This is a genomic window from Cupriavidus sp. 01L415, assembly GCF_056400065.1.
The window spans coordinates 1-23,047 of the sequence record NZ_JBFTSP010000013.1; the positions used below are offsets into that span (position 1 = coordinate 1).

General features: G+C 62.2%; 18 protein-coding genes, 1 tRNA gene and 1 pseudogene. 19 read left to right on the top strand and 1 reads right to left on the bottom strand.

Going from position 1 to position 23,047, the window contains the following annotated elements; all coding sequences use genetic code 11:
- The 11 genes from AC1DOX_RS18565 to AC1DOX_RS18615 all read left to right on the top strand — a co-directional run.
- Positions 1-144, top strand: a 144-nt coding sequence (locus AC1DOX_RS18565; protein WP_477101491.1) for an EF-Tu C-terminal domain-related protein, incomplete at its 5' end; no start/stop codon positions are given.
- A gap of 86 nt (positions 145-230) precedes the next feature.
- A tRNA-Trp gene (locus AC1DOX_RS18570) sits at positions 231-306 on the top strand.
- A 59-nt stretch (positions 307-365) separates the two neighbouring features.
- On the top strand, positions 366-746 hold the full coding sequence (gene secE, locus AC1DOX_RS18575; protein WP_441624311.1) for a preprotein translocase subunit SecE: 381 nt from the start codon (positions 366-368) through the stop codon (positions 744-746).
- A 10-nt stretch (positions 747-756) separates the two neighbouring features.
- Positions 757-1,338 carry a transcription termination/antitermination protein NusG gene (gene nusG / locus AC1DOX_RS18580; RefSeq protein ID WP_092143697.1) on the top strand — a complete coding sequence of 194 codons (582 nt, stop codon included), beginning with the start codon at positions 757-759 and terminating at the stop codon, positions 1,336-1,338.
- Between the two features lie 165 nt (positions 1,339-1,503).
- Positions 1,504-1,935 carry a 50S ribosomal protein L11 gene (gene rplK, locus AC1DOX_RS18585; protein ID WP_092143694.1) on the top strand — a complete coding sequence of 144 codons (432 nt, stop codon included), beginning with the start codon at positions 1,504-1,506 and terminating at the stop codon, positions 1,933-1,935.
- On the top strand, positions 1,936-2,631 hold the full coding sequence (gene rplA, locus AC1DOX_RS18590; protein WP_092143691.1) for a 50S ribosomal protein L1: 696 nt from the start codon (positions 1,936-1,938) through the stop codon (positions 2,629-2,631).
- A 394-nt stretch (positions 2,632-3,025) separates the two neighbouring features.
- Positions 3,026-3,547, top strand: coding sequence for a 50S ribosomal protein L10 (gene rplJ / locus AC1DOX_RS18595; RefSeq protein ID WP_092143688.1), 522 nt, complete (start codon positions 3,026-3,028; stop codon positions 3,545-3,547).
- Positions 3,548-3,613: 66 nt separating this feature from the next.
- Positions 3,614-3,988 carry a 50S ribosomal protein L7/L12 gene (gene rplL / locus AC1DOX_RS18600; protein ID WP_441624315.1) on the top strand — a complete coding sequence of 125 codons (375 nt, stop codon included), beginning with the start codon at positions 3,614-3,616 and terminating at the stop codon, positions 3,986-3,988.
- Between the two features lie 435 nt (positions 3,989-4,423).
- Positions 4,424-8,530, top strand: a complete 4,107-nt coding sequence (gene rpoB, locus AC1DOX_RS18605) for a DNA-directed RNA polymerase subunit beta (RefSeq protein ID WP_441624317.1) — start codon at positions 4,424-4,426, stop codon at positions 8,528-8,530.
- A gap of 114 nt (positions 8,531-8,644) precedes the next feature.
- Positions 8,645-12,886, top strand: a complete 4,242-nt coding sequence (gene rpoC, locus AC1DOX_RS18610) for a DNA-directed RNA polymerase subunit beta' (protein WP_441624319.1) — start codon at positions 8,645-8,647, stop codon at positions 12,884-12,886.
- Between the two features lie 151 nt (positions 12,887-13,037).
- Positions 13,038-13,394 (top strand): hypothetical protein, encoded by a 357-nt coding sequence (locus AC1DOX_RS18615; RefSeq protein ID WP_441624321.1) that lies wholly within the window; start codon positions 13,038-13,040, stop codon positions 13,392-13,394.
- A gap of 30 nt (positions 13,395-13,424) precedes the next feature.
- Here AC1DOX_RS18615 and AC1DOX_RS18620 read toward each other — a convergent pair whose 3' ends face one another.
- Complete coding sequence (locus AC1DOX_RS18620) at positions 13,425-14,294, bottom strand: 3-hydroxyacyl-ACP dehydratase FabZ family protein (protein WP_441624323.1); 870 nt, start codon at positions 14,292-14,294, stop codon at positions 13,425-13,427.
- Positions 14,295-14,711: 417 nt separating this feature from the next.
- Between AC1DOX_RS18620 and recQ the strand changes: the two genes are divergently transcribed.
- The 8 genes and pseudogenes from recQ (at position 14,712) to rplC (ending at position 23,046) form a co-directional block, all read left to right on the top strand.
- Positions 14,712-16,565 (top strand): DNA helicase RecQ, encoded by a 1,854-nt coding sequence (gene recQ, locus AC1DOX_RS18625; protein ID WP_441624330.1) that lies wholly within the window; start codon positions 14,712-14,714, stop codon positions 16,563-16,565.
- Positions 16,566-16,941: 376 nt separating this feature from the next.
- Positions 16,942-17,319 carry a 30S ribosomal protein S12 gene (gene rpsL / locus AC1DOX_RS18630; protein ID WP_006576501.1) on the top strand — a complete coding sequence of 126 codons (378 nt, stop codon included), beginning with the start codon at positions 16,942-16,944 and terminating at the stop codon, positions 17,317-17,319.
- A gap of 216 nt (positions 17,320-17,535) precedes the next feature.
- Positions 17,536-18,006 carry a 30S ribosomal protein S7 gene (gene rpsG / locus AC1DOX_RS18635; protein ID WP_010810459.1) on the top strand — a complete coding sequence of 157 codons (471 nt, stop codon included), beginning with the start codon at positions 17,536-17,538 and terminating at the stop codon, positions 18,004-18,006.
- A gap of 118 nt (positions 18,007-18,124) precedes the next feature.
- Positions 18,125-20,233 (top strand): elongation factor G, encoded by a 2,109-nt coding sequence (gene fusA / locus AC1DOX_RS18640; RefSeq protein ID WP_477101649.1) that lies wholly within the window; start codon positions 18,125-18,127, stop codon positions 20,231-20,233.
- 80 nt (positions 20,234-20,313) lie between these two features.
- A complete protein-coding gene (tuf, locus tag AC1DOX_RS18645) occupies positions 20,314-21,504 on the top strand; it encodes an elongation factor Tu (protein WP_092144099.1) in 1,191 nt (396 codons plus the stop codon).
- Positions 21,505-21,508: 4 nt separating this feature from the next.
- A pseudogene (rpsJ, locus tag AC1DOX_RS18650) lies at positions 21,509-21,694 on the top strand (30S ribosomal protein S10); the annotation flags it as partial.
- A gap of 218 nt (positions 21,695-21,912) precedes the next feature.
- Complete coding sequence (locus tag AC1DOX_RS18655; RefSeq protein ID WP_441619443.1) at positions 21,913-22,119, top strand: DUF3079 domain-containing protein; 207 nt, start codon at positions 21,913-21,915, stop codon at positions 22,117-22,119.
- A gap of 282 nt (positions 22,120-22,401) precedes the next feature.
- On the top strand, positions 22,402-23,046 hold the full coding sequence (gene rplC / locus AC1DOX_RS18660; protein WP_092141255.1) for a 50S ribosomal protein L3: 645 nt from the start codon (positions 22,402-22,404) through the stop codon (positions 23,044-23,046).
- Position 23,047 lies beyond the last annotated feature (1 nt).

Consider the following 23,047-nt stretch of genomic DNA (forward strand, 5'->3'; position numbering starts at 1 on the left):
AAGGAAATGGTGATGCCGGGTGACAACGTGTCGATCACCGTCAAGCTGATCGCCCCGATCGCCATGGAAGAAGGTCTGCGCTTCGCTATCCGTGAAGGCGGCCGTACCGTCGGCGCCGGCGTCGTGGCAAAGATCCTCGACTAAGCAGTAAAACTGGCGAGCGCGGCACCAACCGGCCGCGCTCGTTTGCCAGAGGGGTTGGCGGCATCGCCGACCCCAAAGTTGTTTTTAGGGGTATAGCTCAACTGGCAGAGCGTCGGTCTCCAAAACCGAAGGTTGGGGGTTCGATTCCCTCTGCCCCTGCCAATTCAATCAGCCGCGTCGCGAAGAACAATCGTGACGCGGCTTAGTCTCGTTTGCGAAACATGGCCAATCCCAATGTTGAAACCGTAGGCGCCTCGAGCGGCAAGTGGCTGCTAGGCGTGGCGGTGCTTCTGGTGGTTGCCGGGGTAATCGGCTTCTACGCACTGGCACAGCAGCCGTCCTACGTGCGCGGCGCCGCGCTGTTTGCCGGCCTCGCACTGGGTGTTGTTGTGGCGTTGGTGTCCGCCCCGGGCAAGGACTTTGTGGGATTTGCCAAGGAATCGTACCGGGAAGTTCGTAAAGTCGTCTGGCCGACGCGCAAGGAAGCCGGTCAGATGACCGGGCTGGTGTTCGCCTTTGTTGTGGTCATGGCACTGTTCCTGTGGTCGGCTGACAAGCTCATTGAGTGGGTAATTTTCTCACTCGTGTTGAGCTGGAAATAAGAGGTAGTACATGACGGATAACGCTCAGCAGGAAACCGCCGCCGCGGAATCGCCTTCGTCGAAGAAGCGCTGGTATGTGGTGCACGCCTATTCCGGCATGGAAAAGAGCGTACAGCGCGCGTTGCAAGAGCGCATCGAACGCGCCGAGATGCAGGACAAATTTGGCCGCATCCTGGTGCCGTCGGAAGAAGTTGTCGAGATCAAGGGTGGTCACAAGTCGGTAACGGAACGCCGTTTCTTCCCTGGCTACGTCCTGGTGGAAATGGAAATGACCGACGAGACGTGGCACCTGGTGAAGAACACCAGCAAGGTGACCGGCTTCGTGGGTGGCGCACGCAACCGCCCGAGCCCGATTTCCCAGCGGGAAGTCGACAAGATCATGACCCAGATGCAGGAAGGGGTCGAGAAGCCGCGTCCCAAGACGCTGTTCGAAGTGGGCGAAATGGTGCGCGTCAAGGACGGTCCGTTCACCGACTTCAACGGCAACGTCGAGGAAGTGAACTACGAGAAATCGCGCCTGCGCGTCTCGGTCACAATCTTCGGTCGTGCGACCCCCGTCGAACTCGAGTTCGGCCAGGTCGAAAAGGTTTAACAGTTTGATCGCCGTAGCCCCACCGGGCGGCGGCGGACAGATAGGGCAGCCGAAAGGCCGCGCCTGAAGAGGAGCGTGAGGTTGCGCTGAATGGCGCGACGATAGCGCGTTACGACTCAACAGGATCCGTTTTCCGAGCAGGAAAGGATCCGGATTGGAGTAGAAATGGCCAAGAAGATCGTTGGCTTTATCAAGCTGCAAATTCCGGCTGGTAAAGCAAATCCCTCCCCGCCCGTTGGTCCCGCACTGGGTCAGCGCGGTCTGAATATCATGGAGTTCTGCAAGGCGTTCAACGCCCAGACCCAAGGTATGGAACCTGGTCTGCCGGTGCCGGTGGTGATTACCGCCTTCGCCGACAAGAGCTTCACCTTCGTGATGAAGTCGCCTCCCGCGACCGTGCTGATCAAGAAGGCAGCTGGCATTACCAAGGGTTCGCCCAAGCCGCATACCGACAAGGTTGGCAAGATCACCCGCGCTCAGGCTGAAGACATCGCCAAGGCCAAGAACGCTGACCTGACCGCTGCCGATCTGGACGCCGCCGTGCGTACGATCGCCGGCTCGGCCCGTTCGATGGGCATCACCGTGGAGGGTCTGTAAATGGCTAAGGTTTCCAAGCGCGTCGCCGCCAACAAGGCGAAGATCGAGCGTACCAAGTTCTACCCGATCGACGAGGCCCTGGGCCTGGTGAAGAGCTGCGCCTCGGCGAAGTTCGACGAGTCGATCGACGTGGCCGTGCAACTGGGCATTGACGCCAAGAAGTCGGACCAGGTTGTGCGTGGTTCCGTGGTGTTGCCGGCCGGTACCGGCAAGTCCGTTCGCGTGGCCGTGTTCGCCCAGGGCGAAAAGGCTGAAGCCGCGAAGGCTGCTGGCGCTGATGTGGTCGGCATGGAAGACCTGGCTGAGCAAGTCAAGGCCGGTAACCTGAACTTTGACGTCGTGATCGCTTCGCCGGACACGATGCGTATCGTCGGTACGCTGGGCCAGATCCTCGGCCCGCGCGGCCTGATGCCGAACCCGAAGGTCGGCACCGTGACGCCGGACGTGGCCCAGGCTGTGAAGAACGCCAAGGCTGGTCAGGTGCAATTCCGTGTCGACAAGGCCGGTATCATTCACGCCACCATCGGCCGTCGTTCGTTCGAAGACACTGCGCTCAAGAGCAACCTGTCCGCACTGCTGGACGCGCTGGTCAAGGCCAAGCCGGCCACGAGCAAGGGCGTGTACCTGCGCAAGATCGCCGTGTCGTCCACGATGGGCGTTGGCGTTCGCGTCGAACAGACATCGCTGTCGGCCTAAGCTGACGGCAACCACCTGGACGGCTCCCGATAACACCGACCAGGGCAGGAATTGAAGATGCCGGCATTGCCGGGATCGTCTCCGCCGCCGCAAGGCGACGGAGCAAGGCTTTGGGCAGCGACGCCCGCCACGCGAAGAGCGAAGCGAGCGTTGCTGGTTATCAAAGACCGCTGGTGTTCACACCGCCGAAGTCTGGCAGCGTGGACTTAATCGGTCGGCGCATGCGGGGTTCGCCCCGATGCTCGTCGGCCCGCCAGCGCAGATGGCGCACCCGAAGGGATTGATGAATCCGGGCATGTCCCGGGTGATTCGGGCCAATCGGACGCCGTTCGTTTGGACTGATGCGTTTGAGCCGGAAGATTCCGGACCACCCGCATCGTTTTGGAGCTAAACCGTGCCACTCAATATTGAAGATAAGAAGGCCGTCGTTGCTGAGGTTTCGGCGCAAGTCGCCAAGGCCCAGACCATCGTCGTCGCCGAATATCGCGGCATCACGGTTGGCGATCTGACCAAGCTGCGTGCTTCCGCTCGTCAGCAAGGCGTGTACCTGCGCGTTCTGAAGAACACGCTGGCCCGCCGTGCCGTCGAAGGTACGCCGTTTGCAGGCCTCGCAGAGCAAATGACCGGTCCGCTGATCTACGGTATTTCCGAAGATGCAGTGGCCTCGGCCAAGGTTCTGAACGACTTTGCCAAGACCAACGACAAGCTGGTTCTGCGCGCAGGGTCGTACGACGGCAAGGTACTCGATGCAGTCGCCGTCAAGGCGCTGGCTTCGATCCCGAGCCGCGACGAACTGATTGCTCAGCTGCTTGGCGTGATGCAGGCACCGGTGTCGGGCTTCGCCCGTCTGCTGGCTGCCCTCGCTGCCAAGAAGGGCGAAGGCGCTCCCGCGGAAGCGGAAGCCCCTGCTGCCTGAGCTGACGCAGGCCTCGCATAGACAGATCGCATTACCGATACCGAATCACATCTAGGAGTATTCCAAATGGCAATCACTAAAGACGACATTCTCGAAGCCGTAGGCGCGATGTCCGTGATGGAACTGAACGACCTGGTCAAGGCGTTCGAAGAGAAGTTTGGCGTGTCCGCTGCCGCCATGGCCGTGGCTGCTGCCCCGGGCGCTGGCGGTGCTGCCGCTGTTGAAGAAAAGACCGAGTTCAACGTTGTGCTGGCCGAAGTTGGCGCGAACAAGGTTGGCGTGATCAAGGCCGTGCGCGAAATCACCGGTCTGGGCCTGAAGGAAGCCAAGGACCTGGTCGATGGCGCACCGAAGCCCGTGAAGGAAGGCGTGGACAAGGCTACCGCCGACGACGCCAAGAAGAAGCTGGAAGACGCCGGCGCAAAGGTCGAAGTCAAGTAAGTGGTACCGCGCGTGCCCTCGCGGCACGCGGATGGGGCTGGCAAAGGGAAATTCCCGGCGCCAGCCTTTTTGCGCTTCTGTGGGTGTGTTTGATTGCGCACCTGGCGCGCCGGCAAGCTGGCCGGATCACGGAAAATGTGGCTTAAAAGCTGCTTGGATGGCGAAAAAACTCGCTGTTCCTGCAGAAGCCAAACATCAGTGGCACACTAAGTGGTTGCTGATGTTTGTCTTCTGAACCGACTGCAGAAGACAAGTTTGGTCGGGTGTCCCCCGGGCGAGTACAGGCATTGCGCCGCGCAATGACCACACCGCCCGCAGCGTGCGGACACCGTCAGCCAGAGGTTGGTAGCGGCCAACCGCCAAATCCCCTCCCAGTCGCTGAACACCTCAGGTGCCGGCCAGGTCCAGCCAGCCCTGCGATGATTCGGAGATCCCATGGCGTACAGCTTCACCGAAAAGAAGCGCATTCGCAAATCCTTTGCGAAGCGCGCGACGGTTCACCAGGTTCCATTCCTGCTTGCCACCCAGATTGAATCCTACACCCAGTTCTTGCAAGCGGATACGCCGACCGCGCGTCGCAAAACCGAGGGTCTGCAGGCCGCTTTCAGCGCGATTTTCCCAATCTCCTCCCATAACGGGCTTGCCCGTATGGAGTTTGTCTCGTATCACCTGTCCAACCCGCCGTTCGACGTCAAGGAATGCCAGCAGCGTGGCCTGACGTTCCATTCGGCGCTGCGTGCCAAGGTTCGCCTGATCATCAACGATCGTGAAAACCCTGGCAAGGTCAAGGAAGTGAAGGAGCAGGAAGTGTACATGGGCGAAATTCCGCTCATGACCTCGACCGGCTCCTTCGTGATCAATGGCACCGAGCGTGTCATCGTCAGCCAGCTGCACCGCTCGCCGGGCGTGTTCTTCGAGCACGACAAGGGCAAGACCCACAGCTCGGGCAAGCTGCTGTTCTCGGCACGGATCATTCCGTACCGTGGCTCGTGGCTGGATTTCGAGTTCGACCCGAAGGACATCCTGTACTTCCGCGTTGACCGCCGCCGCAAGATGCCGGTGACGATTCTGCTGAAGTCCATTGGGCTGACCCCGGAACAGATCCTTGCGCACTTCTTCGTGTTCGACAACTTCACGCTGCAATCGGAAGGTGCACAGCTGGAGTTCGTGCCCGAGCGCCTGCGTGGCGAAGTCGCGCGTTTCGACATCCTCGACAAGAACGGTCGCGTAGTCGTGGAGAAGGACAAGCGGATCAATGCCAAGCACATCCGTGACCTGGACACCGCCGGCACCAAGCTGATCAGCGTGCCGGAAGACTACCTGCTGGGCCGCGTGCTGGCCAAGAACATCATCGACCCGGACACGGGCGAGGTGATCGCCAACGCCAACGACGAGCTGACGGAAACGCTGCTGGAAAACCTGCGCGAAGCGGGCGTCAAGCAGATCCAGACCCTGTACACGAACGACCTGGATCAGGGTCCGTACATGTCGCAGACCCTGCGCGTGGACGAGACCGTCGACCAGACGGCCGCGCGTATTGCCATCTACCGCATGATGCGCCCGGGCGAGCCGCCGACCGAAGATGCCGTGGAAGCGCTGTTCCAGCGCCTGTTCTACAGCGAGGAATCGTACGACCTGTCGCGCGTTGGCCGCATGAAGGTCAACAGCCGCCTGTCGCGTCCGAGCGGCGAAGGCAGCATGGTGCTGCAGGACGAGGACATCCTCGAGACCATCAAGATCCTGGTCAACCTGCGCAACGGCAAGGGCGAGGTCGATGACATCGATCACCTGGGCAATCGTCGCGTGCGTTGCGTCGGCGAACTGGCTGAGAACCAGTTCCGCGCCGGCCTGTCGCGCGTGGAGCGCGCCGTCAAGGAACGTCTGGGCCAGGCCGAGACCGAGAACCTGATGCCGCACGACCTGATCAACTCGAAGCCGATTTCGTCGGCGATTCGCGAGTTCTTCGGTTCGTCGCAGCTGTCGCAGTTCATGGACCAGACCAACCCGCTGTCGGAAATCACCCACAAGCGCCGTGTGTCCGCACTCGGCCCGGGTGGTCTGACGCGCGAGCGCGCCGGCTTTGAAGTTCGTGACGTGCACCCGACCCACTACGGCCGTGTGTGCCCGATCGAAACGCCGGAAGGTCCGAACATCGGCCTGATCAACTCGCTGGCACTGTACGCCCGCCTGAACGAATACGGCTTCCTGGAAACCCCGTACCGCAAGGTGGTGGACAGCAAGCTGACCGACCAGGTGGACTACCTTTCCGCGATCGAGGAAGGCAAGTACGTGGTGGCGCAGGCCAACGCGACGGTCGATGCCGACGGCAACCTGACCGACGAACTGGTGTCCGCCCGCGAAGGCTCCGAGCGTGAAACCCGTATGGTGACGCCGGATCGCGTCCAGTACATCGACGTGGCGCCGTCGCAGATCGTGTCCGCGGCAGCCTCGCTGGTGCCGTTCCTGGAACACGATGACGCGAACCGTGCACTGATGGGCGCGAACATGCAGCGTCAGGCCGTGCCTTGCCTGCGTCCGGACAAGCCGCTGGTGGGTACCGGAATCGAGCGTACCGTGGCCGTTGACTCGGGTACCGCGGTGCAGGCGATGCGTGGCGGCGTGGTGGACTACGTCGACGCGATGCGTATCGTGATTCGCGTGAATGACGACGAAGCCGTGGCCGGTGAAGTCGGCGTCGACATCTACAACCTGATCAAGTACACGCGTTCCAACCAGAACACCAACATCAACCAGCGTCCGATGGTGAAGGTTGGCGATATCGTGGCCCGTGCCGACGTCATCGCCGACGGCGCCTCGACCGACCTGGGCGAGCTGGCGCTCGGCCAGAACATGCTGGTGGCGTTCATGCCGTGGAACGGCTACAACTTCGAAGATTCGATCCTGATCTCCGAACGCGTGGTGGCCGAAGACCGCTACACCTCGATCCACATCGAGGAACTGTCGGTCGTGGCCCGTGACACGAAGCTGGGACCGGAAGAAATCACGCGCGACATCTCCAACCTCGCCGAAGCGCAGCTGGCGCGTCTGGACGAGTCCGGCATCACCTACATCGGTGCCGAAGTGGAAGCCGGCGACGTGCTGGTGGGCAAGGTCACGCCGAAGGGCGAGACCCAGCTGACGCCGGAAGAGAAGCTGCTGCGCGCGATCTTCGGCGAGAAGGCGTCGGACGTGAAGGACACCTCGCTGCGCGTGCCGTCGGGCATGAGCGGTATCGTGATCGACGTCCAGGTCTTCACCCGCGAAGGCGTGACCCGCGACAAGCGTGCCCAGTCGATCATCGACGACGAACTGAAGCGCTACCGCCTGGACCTGAACGACCAGCTGCGTATCGTGGAAGGTGACGCGTTCCAGCGTCTGGAGCGCCTGCTGCTCGACAAGACCGTCAATGGCGGTCCGAAGAAGCTGGCCAAGGGCGCCAAGCTGACGCGCGAGTACCTGGCTGACCTGGACAAGTACCACTGGTTCGACATCCGTCCGGCCGACGAGGAAGTGGCTGCCCAGCTGGAAGCCGTCAAGGAAGCCATCGAGCAGAAGCGTCACGAGTTCGACCTGGCCTTCGAAGAGAAGCGCAAGAAGCTGACGCAGGGCGATGAACTGCCGCCGGGCGTGATCAAGATGGTCAAGGTGTACCTGGCCGTGAAGCGTCGCCTGCAGCCTGGTGACAAGATGGCCGGTCGTCACGGTAACAAGGGTGTGGTGTCGAAGATCGTTCCGATCGAAGACATGCCGTACATGGCAGACGGTACGCCGGCTGACATCGTGCTGAACCCGCTGGGCGTGCCGTCGCGGATGAACGTGGGCCAGATTCTGGAAACCCACCTGGGCTGGGCCGCGCGCGGTCTGGGCCAGCGCATCGGCGACATGCTCAAGGCGCAGACCAAGGCACAGGAGCTGCGCAAGCTGCTGGCCCAGGTCTACAACGAGAGCGGCAAGCCGGAAGACCTGGACAGCCTGTCTGACGCCGAAGTGCTGGAACTGGCCAGCAACCTGAAGAAGGGTGTGCCGTTCGCGACGCCGGTGTTCGATGGTGCGCACGAGGACGAAATCCGCCGCATGCTGGACCTGGCGTACCCGGACGACATCGCGAAGGAGAAGGGCCTGACCGCCTCCAAGCAGCAGGTCACGCTGCACGATGGCCGTACCGGCGAAGCGTTCGAGCGTCCTGTCACGCTGGGTGTGATGCACATGCTGAAGCTGCACCACTTGGTGGACGACAAGATGCACGCCCGTTCCACCGGTCCGTACTCGCTGGTGACGCAGCAGCCGCTGGGCGGCAAGGCCCAGTTCGGTGGCCAGCGTTTCGGTGAAATGGAAGTGTGGGCACTGGAAGCCTATGGCGCGTCGTACGTGCTGCAGGAAATGCTGACGGTCAAGTCCGATGACGTGAACGGCCGTACCAAGGTGTACGAAAACATCGTCAAGGGCGAGCACTCGATCGACGCCGGCATGCCGGAATCGTTCAACGTGCTGGTGAAGGAAATCCGCTCGCTGGGTATCGACATCGACCTCGATCGCTACTGATCGACGAGATGACGGCGCCGGCCGAGGCCGGCGCCGACCAGCACAGGATTTCCCACAGAATGAATGCCGTGGCCCCGAACAGAAGTCGGTGCCGCGGCGAAACAAGGAGTTGCAATGAAAGCATTGCTCGATCTCTTTAAGCAGGTTCAGCAGGAAGAGCAGTTCGACGCGATCAAGATCGGCCTCGCCTCGCCCGAGAAGATCCGTTCGTGGTCGTACGGTGAAGTCAAGAAGCCGGAAACGATCAACTACCGCACGTTCAAGCCGGAGCGCGATGGCTTGTTCTGCGCCAAGATCTTTGGCCCGATCAAGGACTACGAGTGCCTGTGCGGCAAGTACAAGCGCCTGAAGCACCGTGGCGTGATCTGCGAGAAGTGCGGCGTGGAAGTGACGCTGGCCAAGGTGCGCCGCGAGCGCATGGGCCACATCGAACTGGCTGCCCCGACCGCCCACATCTGGTTCCTGAAGTCGCTGCCGTCGCGTCTGGGCATGGTGCTCGACATGACGCTGCGCGACATCGAGCGCGTGCTGTACTTCGAAGCGTTCGTGGTGCTGGAACCCGGCATGACGCCGCTCAAGAAGAGCCAGATCATGTCGGAAGACGACTACATCGCGAAGTGCGATGAGTACGGCGAGGGTGAATTCGTCGCCATGATGGGCGCCGAGGGCATCCGTGAACTGCTGCGCGGCATCGACATCGAGAAGCAGATCGAACAGATCCGCGCCGAGCTGCAGGCCACCGGTTCCGAAGCCAAGATCAAGAAGTTCGCCAAGCGCCTGAAGGTGCTGGAGGCGTTCCAGCGCTCGGGTATCAAGCCCGAGTGGATGATCCTGGAAGTGCTGCCCGTGCTGCCGCCGGAACTGCGTCCGCTGGTGCCGCTGGATGGCGGCCGCTTCGCGACGTCGGACCTGAACGACCTGTACCGCCGCGTCATCAACCGTAACAACCGCCTGAAGCGCCTGCTGGAGCTGAAGGCCCCTGAGATCATCGTGCGCAATGAAAAGCGCATGCTGCAGGAAGCGGTTGACTCGCTGCTGGACAACGGTCGTCGCGGCAAGGCGATGACCGGCGCCAACAAGCGTCCGCTGAAGTCCCTGGCCGAAATGATCAAGGGCAAGGGCGGCCGTTTCCGTCAGAACCTGCTGGGCAAGCGCGTGGACTACTCGGGCCGTTCGGTCATCGTGGTGGGCCCGACGCTCAAGCTGCACCAGTGCGGCCTGCCCAAGCTGATGGCGCTCGAGCTGTTCAAGCCGTTCATCTTCCACAAGCTGGAAACGATGGGCATCGCCACCACCATCAAGGCGGCGAAGAAGGAAGTGGAAAGCCAGACGCCGGTGGTGTGGGACATCCTCGAAGAGGTGATCCGCGAGCACCCGGTGATGCTGAACCGTGCGCCGACGCTGCACCGCCTGGGTATCCAGGCGTTCGAGCCGGTGCTGATCGAAGGCAAGGCCATCCAGCTGCACCCGCTGGTCTGCGCGGCGTTCAACGCCGACTTCGACGGTGACCAGATGGCTGTTCACGTGCCGCTGTCGCTGGAAGCGCAGATGGAAGCCCGCACGCTGATGCTGGCGTCCAACAACGTGCTGTTCCCGGCCAACGGCGACCCGTCGATCGTCCCGTCGCAAGACGTGGTGCTGGGTCTGTACTACACGACCCGCGACAAGATCAACGGCAAGGGTGAAGGCATGACCTTCGCTGACATCAGCGAAGTCATCCGCGCCTACGAGAACAAGGAGGTCGAGCTCGCTTCGCGCGTGAACGTGCGGATCACCGAGTACGAACTCGTCGACAAGGACGCCGTGGGCGATGCCCGCTTCGCGCCCAAGATCACGCTGCAGGCCACCACGGTCGGCCGCGCGATCCTGTCCGAGATCCTGCCGAAGGGCCTGCCGTTCTCGGTGCTGAACAAGCCGCTGAAGAAGAAGGAAATCTCGCGCCTGATCAACACAGCGTTCCGCAAGTGCGGCCTGCGCGAGACCGTGATCTTCGCTGACAAGCTGCTGCAGTCGGGCTTCCGCCTGGCCACCCGCGCCGGTATCTCGATCGCGATCGACGACATGCTGGTGCCGCCGCAGAAGGAGAAGATCATCTCCGACGCAGCTGCCAAGGTGAAGGAATACGACAAGCAGTACATGTCGGGTCTGGTGACGGACCAGGAGCGTTACAACAACGTCGTGGACATCTGGGGCGCCGCCGGCGACCAGGTGGGCAAGGCGATGATGGAGCAGCTCCAGCACGAAGACGTGGTCGACCGCGAAGGCAAGACCGTCAAGCAGGAATCGTTCAACTCGATCTACATGATGGCTGACTCGGGTGCGCGCGGTTCCGCGGCGCAGATCCGTCAGCTGGCCGGCATGCGTGGCCTGATGGCCAAGCCGGATGGCTCGATCATTGAAACGCCGATTACGGCAAACTTCCGTGAAGGCCTGAACGTTCTGCAGTACTTCATCTCGACCCACGGCGCCCGTAAGGGCCTGGCCGATACGGCACTGAAGACCGCGAACTCGGGTTACCTGACCCGTCGTCTGGTTGACGTGACGCAGGATCTGGTTGTGGTGGAAGACGATTGCGGCACCTCCAACGGCGTGGCCATGAAGGCCCTGGTCGAAGGCGGTGAAGTGATCGAAGCCCTGCGCGACCGTATCCTCGGCCGTGTGACGGTGTCCGACGTGGTGAACCCGGAAACCCAGGAAACCGCGATCGAAACCGGCACGCTGCTGGACGAAGATCTGGTCGACCTGATCGACAGCCTCGGCGTGGACGAAGTGAAGGTCCGCACCCCGCTGTCGTGCGACACGCGCTACGGCCTGTGCGCCAAGTGCTACGGCCGCGACCTCGGCCGCGGCGTGCTGGTGAACTCGGGTGAAGCGGTGGGCGTGATCGCCGCGCAGTCGATCGGTGAGCCGGGCACCCAGCTGACCATGCGTACGTTCCACATCGGTGGTGCGGCATCGCGTGCGGCAGTGGCGTCGAGCGTGGAAGCCAAGGCGACCGGTACGGTCCGCTTCACGGCGACCATGCGCTACGTGACCAACGCCAAGGGCGAACTGATCGTGATCTCGCGTTCGGGCGAGTCGATGATCACGGACGACCATGGCCGCGAGCGCGAGCGCCACAAGATCCCGTATGGCGCCACGCTGCTGGTGCAGGACGGCCAGGCAATCAAGGCTGGCACGCAGCTGGCCACGTGGGACGCACTGACGCGACCGATCGTCTCGGAGTACTCGGGCACCATCAAGTTCGAGAACGTCGAAGAAGGCGTGACCGTCGCCAAGCAGATGGACGAAGTGACCGGCCTGTCGACCCTCGTGGTGATCGACGCCAAGCGCCGTACGGCTGCCACCAAGGGCCTGCGCCCGCAGGTGAAGCTGCTCGACGCCAACAACCAGGAAGTCAAGATTCCGGGCACGGACCACTCCGTGACCATCGGCTTCCAGGTGGGCGCGCTGATTACCGTGAAGGACGGCCAGCAGGTGCACGTGGGTGAAGTGCTCGCACGTATCCCGACCGAATCGCAGAAGACCCGCGACATTACCGGGGGTCTGCCGCGTGTGGCCGAGCTGTTCGAAGCGCGTTCGCCGAAGGACGCCGCCGTGCTGGCGGAAGTCACCGGTACCACGTCGTTCGGCAAGGACACCAAGGGCAAGCAACGCCTGGTGATTACGGACCTGGACGGCAACGCCCACGAGTTCCTGATCGCCAAGGAAAAGCAGGTCCTGGTCCACGACGGTCAGGTGGTGAACAAGGGCGAAATGATCGTGGAAGGTCCTGCGGACCCGCACGACATCTTGCGCCTGAAGGGCATCGAGGAACTGGCGCACTACATCGTCGACGAAGTGCAGGACGTGTACCGTCTGCAAGGCGTGAAGATCAACGACAAGCACATCGAAGTGATCGTGCGCCAGATGCTGCGCCGCGTGCAGATCGCGGACGTGGGCGACACCAAGTTCATCCCGGGTGAACAGGTGGAGCGTTCGGAGCTGCTCGACGAGAACGATCGCGTGATCGCCGAAGGCAAGCGTCCGGCCACGCACGAGAACCTGCTGCTCGGTATCACCAAGGCGTCGCTGTCGACCGACAGCTTCATCTCGGCGGCATCGTTCCAGGAAACCACGCGCGTGCTGACGGAAGCCGCGATCATGGGCAAGACCGACGACCTGCGTGGTCTGAAGGAAAACGTGATCGTTGGCCGTCTGATCCCGGCCGGTACCGGCCTGGCCTACCACCGTGCACGCAAGGCACGGGAGGCATCCGAGCGCGAACGCGCCCAGGCGATCTCGGACGAAGAGCAATCGCTCTTCATCGAGCCGCCGGTGGTGCAGGCGACCGAAGGCGAGGACGGCGCGGCCTGATCGCGATCCACTCCGTAGTAAGTAGTGAAAAACCCGGCTCATCCGAGCCGGGTTTTTTTTCGTCCCGTGCCGACGGCTTGGCGAGGGTCAAGGTCGCGGTACAAGGCGGACGCTAGGGTGGGGCATCACTGCGCTCGACGAGGATCCGAAGATGCGTGCGACTCTGGCCACGCTGCTGAAACCATATCGAATCTTTCCCGTCCTGCTTGCCATGTGCTGTGGCGCAGCGCTTGCACAATTGCCACCCGGCCAACCGTTCAGCCTGGCCTTGTCCCCCAAGCCCCCTCTGCCGATCGAGGGTCTGTGGGCGCAGCGTTTCAAGCAGCAACAAGCCTGCGCAGCGCGTCGGGGGGACACTCGTACTTGCGAGGCGCTGGAGCAGCGCGCGAGACAGCTGCAGTTCGACGCGCTGCGCCGCAGCGCCTCCCCGGCGCCAGTGCCCCGGCCGGTGCTGCCCAATCCCTTCCAGGAACAGGCCTTGCCGATACCGCTACCCTTTGGAGGATAGTGACTCGCCCGATTGGTTACGTATGTGGCGTCAGGACCCGGCCTGCATCGGTGCAATCATGACCACGAGGCTACCAATCCGGATCACAGCCTCAGCGCCGATCCGGAGATCGCCTCCGAACACCACGGCGTTTGCCATCATGCGTTCGATCCTGACATCCAGGGTGAGGATGGTGTCGTACGGAATCTCCCGAAGCAAGGTCACGTCGCGCATGGCGCCGACCAGCGCGTGCGCTGGTGCGTTATCCATCTGGCTTAGGAAATACAGGGCCACGCCAGCTTGTCCAAAGGACTCGATCGCCAGCGCGGCCGGATAGGTGTCGGGAGGCTTGCGCCCCAGGATTGGCGACTCACGGTTGATGACCTTGGTCGCCAGCATATGCGCGCCAGGGCTATAGGTCTGCACCGTGTCGAGCAGCACGAACGGATAGCGGTGTGGCAGCAGGCGCGCAATTTCCTGATGCGCCAGAGCTGGCGTGTTCGTGTCTTTCACGGCCGTTGCCGGATTCGAAAGAACCGGCGACGGGGCGATTCCGGAGTCGAGCCCGCACTCGATCGTCGCGCGGACACGCGGGTCACCGCCGACACTGGCGACGGCCTGGCATGCCACCTTGTTTGCGCTTTGCTCCAGCACGGAAGCTTCCAGTGTCACCACATCGCCCGGAACGACCACGCCCAGATACTGCACGCGCTTGACAGCGGTCGCACGGGCGGGCTGGCCCAGCGTCCCGCTGACAAGCGCGCCCGCCATCGCCAGCATGCGCTCGAGCATCAATGCGCCGGGGTAGACCGGGTTGCCGGGATAGTGCCCTAGCGCGAAGAGGTCGCTGCCACTGACAAACAAGGTTTCTTGCAAGGTCGATGCTGCGTGCGAAGCGGGAATGGCGAATGTGGACGACATACAGGTGGCCGAATGGTTGATCGCGCGATCCTAGAACAGGGTGGCAAGCGGCAACCTTGCGCTCGCGCAACCTGGTCCGGATTGGGCGGTCCATGCGTGCGCTTCGTCACCTGGCGCGGCGTAATGAAACCGCGCCCAGCAGAACTCCGGATTCATCCCAAGCCGACGGGCGCCTCGGTTGGCACATTGCCCGTATCACTCTCACGCATATCCATCTCGTCACCCAATTCATCAAGACCCAGCCAATGGGCAGTCCGGCCTGTGTTCCGGATTGAGGTCGACCTCATCGAGAGCGATTGGCATACCTGCCACACTGGGACAGACACATACCGTCACATGCGAGGTCACATGCGGCTCGGGGAGGCATGGAGTGGTATGGTTACGCCTTTCCCGGTTTTCCACTTTCCGCTGTCCCTCATGCCGCGCGCTCTGGCGATCCTCAAAGAAGTCTTTGGCTACCACGCCTTTCGCGGCCGGCAGGCGGAGATCATCGACCACGTGGCCGAAGGTGGTGACTGCCTGGTACTGATGCCCACGGGTGGCGGCAAGTCACTCTGCTACCAGATTCCGGCGTTGCTGCGGCAGCAGGCAGGGCAGGGCGTGGGTATCGTCGTGTCGCCGCTGATCGCGCTGATGCAGGATCAGGTTGCCGCCCTGACCGAGGCGGGCGTGCGGGCCGCGGTGCTCAACTCCACGCTGAGCAGCAGCGAGGCCTCTGCCGTGGAGCGCGACCTATTGGCCGGGCGGCTGGAGATCCTCTACGTCGCACCGGAGCGGCTGATGACGCCGCGCTTCCTCGATCTGCTGGAGCGCACCCGAGTGGGTTTGTTCGCCATCGATGAGGCGCATTGCGTGTCCCAGTGGGGACACGATTTCCGGCCCGAATACATCCAGCTGTCGGTCCTGCACGAACGCTTTCCGTACGTACCACGGATCGCGCTGACGGCGACGGCCGATGCGGTCACGCGCGATGAGATCGTCGAGCGTCTGGCGCTGGACGACGCGCGTGTCTTCATCTCGAGCTTCGATCGCCCGAATATCCGTTACCGCATCGTCGAGAAAGACAACGCGCGCCAGCAGTTGCTCGCCTTTATCAAGGGCGAACACATGAACGGCGACGGCGGCCATGACAGTGGCATCGTCTATTGCCTGTCACGCAAGAAGGTGGAAGACACCGCTGCCTGGCTGTCCGGTCACGGCATCAAGGCGCTGGGCTATCACGCCGGAATGGAAGCGCAGGTGCGCCAGCATCACCAGGCTCGTTTCCGCGAGGAGGAAGGGATCGTCATGGTTGCGACGATCGCCTTCGGGATGGGCATCGACAAGCCGGATGTGCGATTTGTTGCGCACATGGACCTGCCCAAGAGCATGGAAGGCTATTACCAGGAAACCGGTCGCGCGGGCCGGGATGGGCTGCCCGCCAATGCCTGGATGGCGTACGGCCTCGGCGACGTGGTGCAGCAGAAGCGGATGATCGACGAGTCCGAAGCCGACGATGCCCACAAGCGGGTTTCGTCCGCCAAGCTCGACGCGTTGCTGGGTTTGTGCGAGACGGCTGGCTGCCGGCGCGTGCGCATCCTGGCGTATTTCGACGAGACCGCCGAGCCGTGCGGCAACTGCGATACGTGCCTGGAGCCGCCGGCCACCTGGGACGGCACGCGCGAGGCGCAGATGGCACTGTCCTGCGTGTACCGAACTGCGCAAGCCAGCCGCATCCACTTTGGCGCCACACATCTGGTGGACGTGCTGAGGGGCAATGCTTCCGAGAAGATCCGGCAGTGGGGCCATGACAAGATCTCGACGTTCGGCATCGGCAAGGACCGCTCGGTGTCGGAATGGCACGCGATCTTTCGCCAGCTGATTGCGCACGGGCTGCTGGTCATTGACCATGGTGGCCATGGCGCTCTGCTGCTGGGCGAATCCGCCCGCGCAGTGCTCAAGGGCGAAACGCCGATTACCCTGCGCCGCCAGGTCAGCAAACCGGGGAAGTCCTCGGGCGACCGTGCCGGGCGAGGCCCCCGAACGGACCATACCGCCACGATGGATGCCGATGCGCTGGCGAACTGGGAGGCCCTGCGCCGCTGGCGGACCGAGGCCGCGCGCGAGCACGGCGTCCCGGCCTACGTCATCTTCCACGACGCCACGCTGGCCGAGCTGGCCCGAAGCGCGCCGGAGTCGCTTGACGAATTGGCCGAGGTGCCCGGTATCGGTGCATCCAAGCTCGAGCGCTATGGCGAGGAAATTCTCGAGACATTGCGGGCGGTCGCCTAGGGGCGCTGCCTGGAATCGCCGACATTCACGTGACCCTTTTGAGACCCGCTTGCGGCCCTTCGCGAGGCCACCCTTAGCAATGTATCGGTATACGACGGGTATACCGCTTGACCGTTGCAAAGCCGACTGCTAGGATGCCAGATTCGAGTTTTTGGCTTTGGATTTCGCTCGTCCGTCGGGTTTGTGGCCTCTGGTCCGCAATCTGGCAAGGAGCGGAGCGGGATCCGGGCGAGCTCGCGCTCTTTGGCAAGTCTGTCACTTCACAGCCCTTCCTTTTGAGCGCTCGCTCTCCATCCCGTCCAAAACCCGTAGTTGCCCCTTCAGGCCGATGAAGCCGGCGGAGGGGTGTTTCTGTAAAACCAAGCTGGATTGAACAATGCCAACTATCAACCAACTGGTTCGCAAGCCGCGCGTCTCTGAAGTCATCAAGAGCAAGAGCCCGGCGCTTGAGAACTGCCCGCAGCGTCGCGGCGTGTGCACCCGCGTGTACACCACGACGCCGAAGAAGCCGAACTCGGCACTGCGTAAGGTCGCCAAGGTGCGCCTGACCAACGGCTTCGAAGTCATCTCGTACATCGGCGGTGAAGGCCACAACCTGCAGGAACACTCGGTCGTGCTGATCCGCGGCGGCCGTGTAAAGGATCTGCCGGGTGTGCGTTACCACATCGTCCGTGGTTCGCTCGACCTGCAAGGCGTGAAGGACCGCAAGCAGGCTCGCTCGAAGTACGGTGCGAAGCGTCCGAAGGCTGCCTAAGCTTTTTCAGGCAACCTGGGCTGATGCCCGAAGCTACAACCGATAGCCTGTGGCGCGAGTCATGGTGCTGTCACCAGGCGGCGGTAAAACGGAGCGTTTATGCGCCGTGCCGTCGAGTAAGTGGTCACCCGGCGAATTTGCTGCGAGCAAGCTAGTTGGTGGCCGGAGAGCGGGAAATATCTGATCGCGCTCTCAACTGAATCTAAAGGAAAGAAGATGCCACGTCGTCGTGAAGTCCCCAAGCGGGACGTTCTGCCTGATCCGAAGTTCGGCAACGTTGAAGTTGCCAAGTTCATGAACGTGCTGATGCTGGACGGCAAGAAGTCGGTTGCCGAACGTATCGTGTACGGCGCGTTCGACCAGATCGAGAAGAAGGCAGGCAAGGCCCCCATCGAAGTGTTTTCCGTTGCGATCAACAACGTGAAGCCGGTGGTGGAAGTGAAGAGCCGTCGCGTGGGCGGCGCCAACTATCAGGTTCCGGTCGAAGTCCGTCCGTCGCGTCGTTTGGCATTGGCGATGCGTTGGCTGCGCGAGGCCGCGAAAAAACGCAGCGAGAAGTCGATGGCGCTGCGCCTGGCAGGTGAGCTGCTGGAAGCATCGGAAGGCCGTGGCGGCGCGATGAAGAAGCGCGACGAAGTGCACCGCATGGCCGAAGCCAACAAGGCGTTCTCGCACTTCCGCTTCTAAAGCGCGCGAGAAACGTTGTTGGTTGCCGGGCGGGCTGTGTTTTTACACATCTCGCCCGTTTGTGTTAGGGGCGCGGGGCATGAGATGCCGGCGCCTCACGGACGAATAGAGGATTAAAGTGGCTCGTAAGACTCCCATTGAGCGCTACCGCAATATCGGTATTTCGGCTCACATTGACGCGGGTAAAACCACCACGACCGAGCGGATCCTGTTCTACACCGGTGTGAACCACAAGATCGGTGAAGTGCATGATGGCGCGGCCACCATGGACTGGATGGAGCAGGAGCAGGAGCGTGGCATCACGATCACCTCCGCTGCCACCACGGCCTTCTGGAAGGGAATGGCCGGCAACTACCCCGAGCACCGCTTCAACATCATCGACACCCCGGGCCACGTGGACTTCACCATCGAGGTGGAGCGTTCCATGCGCGTGCTGGACGGCGCGTGCATGGTGTACTGCGCAGTGGGTGGCGTGCAGCCCCAGTCGGAAACCGTCTGGCGTCAGGCCAACAAGTACGGCGTGCCGCGTCTGGCATTCGTCAACAAGATGGACCGTACCGGCGCGAACTTCTTCAAGGTCTACGACCAGCTGAAGACCCGCCTGAAGGCCAACCCGGTGCCCGTCGTGGTGCCGATCGGCGCTGAAGACGGCTTCCAGGGCGTCGTCGATCTGCTGGAAATGAAGGCGATCATTTGGGACGAAGCCAGCCAGGGCGTGAAGTTCGAATACCAGGACATCCCGGCTGAGCTGCAAGCCACCGCTGAAGAATGGCGCGAGAAGATGGTCGAGTCCGCCGCCGAAGCCAGCGAAGAGCTGATGGAAAAGTACCTGGGCGGCGAAGAGCTGACCCGCGCCGAGATCGTCAAGGCGTTGCGTGACCGTACCATCGCCTGCGAAATCCAGCCGATGCTGTGCGGCACGGCGTTCAAGAACAAGGGCGTGCAGCGTATGCTCGACGCCGTGATCGACTTCCTGCCGTCGCCGGTCGACATTCCGCCGGTTACGGGCACGGACGAGGACGACAGCGAGAAGAAGCTCGAGCGCAAGGCTGACGACAACGAAAAGTTCTCGGCACTGGCGTTCAAGATCATGACCGACCCGTTCGTTGGTCAGCTGATCTTCTTCCGCGTCTACTCGGGCAAGATCAATTCGGGCGACACCGTGTACAACCCGGTCAAGAGCAAGAAGGAACGCCTCGGCCGTATTCTGCAGATGCATGCCAACCAGCGCGAAGAAATCAAGGAAGTGCTGGCCGGCGACATCGCCGCTGCAGTGGGTCTGAAGGACGCCACCACGGGCGACACGCTGTGCGATCCGGCTGCACCGATCGTGCTCGAGCGCATGGTGTTCCCGGAGCCGGTGATCTCGCAGGCCGTCGAGCCGAAGACCAAGGCTGACCAGGAAAAGATGGGCATCGCCCTGAACCGCCTGGCCGCTGAAGATCCGTCGTTCCGCGTGCGTACCGATGAAGAATCGGGTCAGACCATCATTTCGGGCATGGGCGAGCTCCACCTCGAAATTCTGGTCGACCGCATGAAGCGCGAATTCGGCGTGGAAGCCAACATCGGCGCGCCGCAGGTGGCCTACCGCGAAACCATTCGCAAGAAGGCCGAAGACGTCGAGGGCAAGTTCGTCAAGCAGTCGGGCGGCCGCGGCCAGTACGGTCACGCTGTGATCACGCTGGAACCGCAAGAGCAGGGCAAGGGCTTCGAGTTCATCGACGCCATCAAGGGCGGTGTGATTCCTCGCGAATACATCCCGGCGGTCGAAAAGGGTATCGTCGACACGCTGCCGACCGGTATCCTGGCTGGCTTCCCGGTGGTGGACGTGAAGGTCACGCTGACGTTCGGTTCGTACCACGACGTGGACTCGAACGAAAACGCGTTCCGCATGGCCGGCTCGATGGCTTTCAAGGAAGCCATGCGCAAGGCCAGCCCGGTTCTGCTCGAGCCGATGATGGCCGTGGAAGTGGAAACGCCGGAAGACTACACGGGTACCGTGATGGGCGACTTGTCGTCCCGCCGCGGCATCGTGCAGGGCATGGACGACATGGTGGGCGGCGGCAAGATCATCAAGGCCGAAGTCCCGCTGTCGGAAATGTTCGGTTATTCCACGTCGCTGCGCTCGGCCACGCAAGGCCGCGCCACGTACACCATGGAATTCAAGCACTACTCCGAGGCACCGAAGAACATCGCCGAAGCCGTGATGACGGCCAAGGGCAAGTAAAAAGACGCTTCACCGCCACGCATGACCTGCGTGGTGGTGCAAAGAATTGAATCAGACTGTATTCCATTAGGAGCTGAAACATGGCAAAGGAAAAGTTCGAGCGGACCAAGCCGCACGTGAACGTAGGTACGATTGGTCACGTTGACCACGGCAAGACGACGCTGACGGCAGCGATTGCCACGGTGCTGGCCTCGAAGTTCGGTGGCGCCGCCAAGAAGTACGACGAAATCGAYGCAGCGCCGGAAGAAAAGGCACGCGGTATTACCATCAACACCGCGCACGTCGAGTACGAAACGGCCAACCGCCACTACGCGCACGTTGACTGCCCGGGCCACGCTGACTATGTGAAGAACATGATCACGGGTGCCGCCCAGATGGACGGCGCGATCCTGGTGTGCTCGGCCGCTGACGGCCCGATGCCGCAGACGCGTGAGCACATCCTGCTGGCCCGCCAGGTTGGCGTGCCGTACATCATCGTGTTCCTGAACAAGTGCGACATGGTGGATGACGCCGAGCTGCTCGAGCTCGTCGAAATGGAAGTGCGCGAACTCCTGTCGAAGTACGACTTCCCCGGCGACGACACCCCGATCATCAAGGGTTCGGCCAAGCTGGCGCTGGAAGGCGACAAGGGCGAGCTGGGCGAAGTGGCCATCATGAACCTGGCCGACGCGCTGGACACGTACATCCCGACGCCGGAGCGCGCTGTGGACGGCACGTTCCTGATGCCGGTGGAAGACGTGTTCTCGATCTCGGGTCGTGGCACGGTGGTGACCGGCCGTATCGAGCGTGGCGTGGTGAAGGTCGGTGAAGAAATCGAAATCGTGGGTATCCGCCCGACGGTGAAGACCACCTGCACCGGCGTGGAAATGTTCCGCAAGCTGCTGGATCAAGGTCAGGCTGGCGACAACGTGGGTCTGCTGCTGCGCGGCACGAAGCGCGAAGACGTGGAGCGCGGCCAGGTGCTGTGCAAGCCGGGTTCGATCAAGCCGCACACGCACTTCACCGGCGAGGTGTACATCCTGTCGAAGGACGAAGGCGGTCGTCACACGCCGTTCTTCAACAACTACCGCCCGCAGTTCTACTTCCGTACGACCGACGTGACGGGCTCGATCGAGCTGCCGAAGGACAAGGAAATGGTGATGCCGGGTGACAACGTGTCGATCACCGTCAAGCTGATCGCCCCGATCGCCATGGAAGAAGGTCTGCGCTTCGCTATCCGTGAAGGCGGCCGTACCGTCGGCGCCGGCGTCGTGGCAAAGATCCTCGACTAAGCAGTTGCCGACGCGCATTCAGCGCTTCGACATCCTGCGTTCGCCGCACGTCAACAAGACCAGCCGCGATCAGTTCGAGATCCGCACCCACCAGCGCCTGATGGACATCGTCGACCCGACGGACAAGACCGTTGACGCGCTGATGAAGCTGGATCTGCCGGCCGGCGTGGACGTCGAGATCAAGGTGTAAGGTGCTTCGGGCCGGGGTCTCCGGCTTGTTGCAGCAAGAAGACGGCGAACGTGAGTTCGCCGTTTTTGCTTTGGTGTGAGCCTGGTCGAAGTCGGTTGGGCGGGCATCACGAATTTGATCTGTGCCAAATCTCGTGCAATCGGACGAGTCGGGCGGCGGCGTCTAGGCTATACGTCGACGGGTGGGGCATGTGCCCGAACCTGTTTCAGCCGACCGCGATGGCAAAGAAGTTTCCTCTCCATCCCAAGCATCCCGAGCGCATCTGCTGGGGCTGCGATAAATATTGCCCGGCGGATGCCATGGGATGCGGCAATGGTTCGGGTCGCACGCAGCATCCGCTCGAATTACTCGGCGATGACTGGCTGGACTTCGGTGACTGGGGGCTGGAGGCGCCGGATCGCGCCGGCCCGAACGGCAGCGATTGACCGCCGCACGATTCCCGCTCACCGATTCGCACGCTATCTCGTGCATCGCACCGTGTTTATGCTGGAAACGCCGCAAAAAAACACGTGAGCGTGCACCGCAGAGGAAAAAGCGCATCGCATGTTGCCCTTTCCAAATTAGTGCGATATAGTGTAAGGCTACCCGTTTCTCCGGGTAGTGGGGACCGTTTTGGTCGTGCGCAATCTCTTTCGCGCAACCCGCACTCACACAGTTTTCGTGTATTAATCAGCCCCGGCCAATCGCAGCTGGGAATGGAGCAAACCATGAGCCTTGGCCTTGTAGGTCGCAAGGTTGGCATGACCCGTATTTTCACGGACGACGGTGATTCGATTCCCGTTACCGTGGTCGAGGTCGGCGACAACCGCGTGACGCAAATCAAGACGGACGAGACCGACGGTTACACCGCGGTTCAAGTCACCTTCGGCAGCCGGCGCGCAAGCCGCGTCACCAAGCCGCTGGCGGGTCACCTCGCCAAAGCCGGCGTGGAAGCCGGTGAAGTCATCAAAGAATTCCGCATCGATGCAGCCAAGGCTGCCGAGCTGCAAGCTGGCAGCTCGCTGTCTGTCGACCTGTTCCAGGTTGGTCAGAAAATCGACGTGCAGGGCGTGAGCATCGGTAAGGGCTACGCCGGTACCATCAAGCGCTACCACTTCGCATCGGGTCGTGCCAGCCACGGTAACTCGCGTTCGCACAACGTGCCGGGTTCCATCGGTATGGCGCAGGATCCGGGCCGTGTGTTCCCCGGCAAGCGCATGACGGGTCACCTGGGTGACGTCACCCGCACCGTCCAGAACCTGGAAATCGCCAAGATCGACGCAGAGCGCAAGCTCCTGCTGGTCAAGGGCGCCATCCCCGGTTCCAAGGGCGGCAAGGTCATCGTTACTCCGGCCGTCAAGGCCAAAGCTTAAG

What these genes read in the sequence shown, in the direction of transcription:
- rpsL (WP_006576501.1), top strand. Translation starts at nt 16,942, where the DNA reads ATGCCAACTATCAACCAACTGGTTCGCAAGCCGCGCGTCTCTGAAGTC.
- rplK (WP_092143694.1), top strand. Translation starts at nt 1,504, where the DNA reads ATGGCCAAGAAGATCGTTGGCTTTATCAAGCTGCAAATTCCGGCTGGT.
- rplA (WP_092143691.1), top strand. Translation starts at nt 1,936, where the DNA reads ATGGCTAAGGTTTCCAAGCGCGTCGCCGCCAACAAGGCGAAGATCGAG.
- AC1DOX_RS18620 (WP_441624323.1), bottom strand. Translation starts at nt 14,294, where the DNA reads ATGTCGTCCACATTCGCCATTCCCGCTTCGCACGCAGCATCGACCTTG.
- rpsG (WP_010810459.1), top strand. Translation starts at nt 17,536, where the DNA reads ATGCCACGTCGTCGTGAAGTCCCCAAGCGGGACGTTCTGCCTGATCCG.
- secE (WP_441624311.1), top strand. Translation starts at nt 366, where the DNA reads ATGGCCAATCCCAATGTTGAAACCGTAGGCGCCTCGAGCGGCAAGTGG.
- rplL (WP_441624315.1), top strand. Translation starts at nt 3,614, where the DNA reads ATGGCAATCACTAAAGACGACATTCTCGAAGCCGTAGGCGCGATGTCC.
- AC1DOX_RS18615 (WP_441624321.1), top strand. Translation starts at nt 13,038, where the DNA reads ATGCGTGCGACTCTGGCCACGCTGCTGAAACCATATCGAATCTTTCCC.
- nusG (WP_092143697.1), top strand. Translation starts at nt 757, where the DNA reads ATGACGGATAACGCTCAGCAGGAAACCGCCGCCGCGGAATCGCCTTCG.
- rpoB (WP_441624317.1), top strand. Translation starts at nt 4,424, where the DNA reads ATGGCGTACAGCTTCACCGAAAAGAAGCGCATTCGCAAATCCTTTGCG.
- AC1DOX_RS18655 (WP_441619443.1), top strand. Translation starts at nt 21,913, where the DNA reads ATGGCAAAGAAGTTTCCTCTCCATCCCAAGCATCCCGAGCGCATCTGC.
- rplC (WP_092141255.1), top strand. Translation starts at nt 22,402, where the DNA reads ATGAGCCTTGGCCTTGTAGGTCGCAAGGTTGGCATGACCCGTATTTTC.
- rpoC (WP_441624319.1), top strand. Translation starts at nt 8,645, where the DNA reads ATGAAAGCATTGCTCGATCTCTTTAAGCAGGTTCAGCAGGAAGAGCAG.
- recQ (WP_441624330.1), top strand. Translation starts at nt 14,712, where the DNA reads ATGCCGCGCGCTCTGGCGATCCTCAAAGAAGTCTTTGGCTACCACGCC.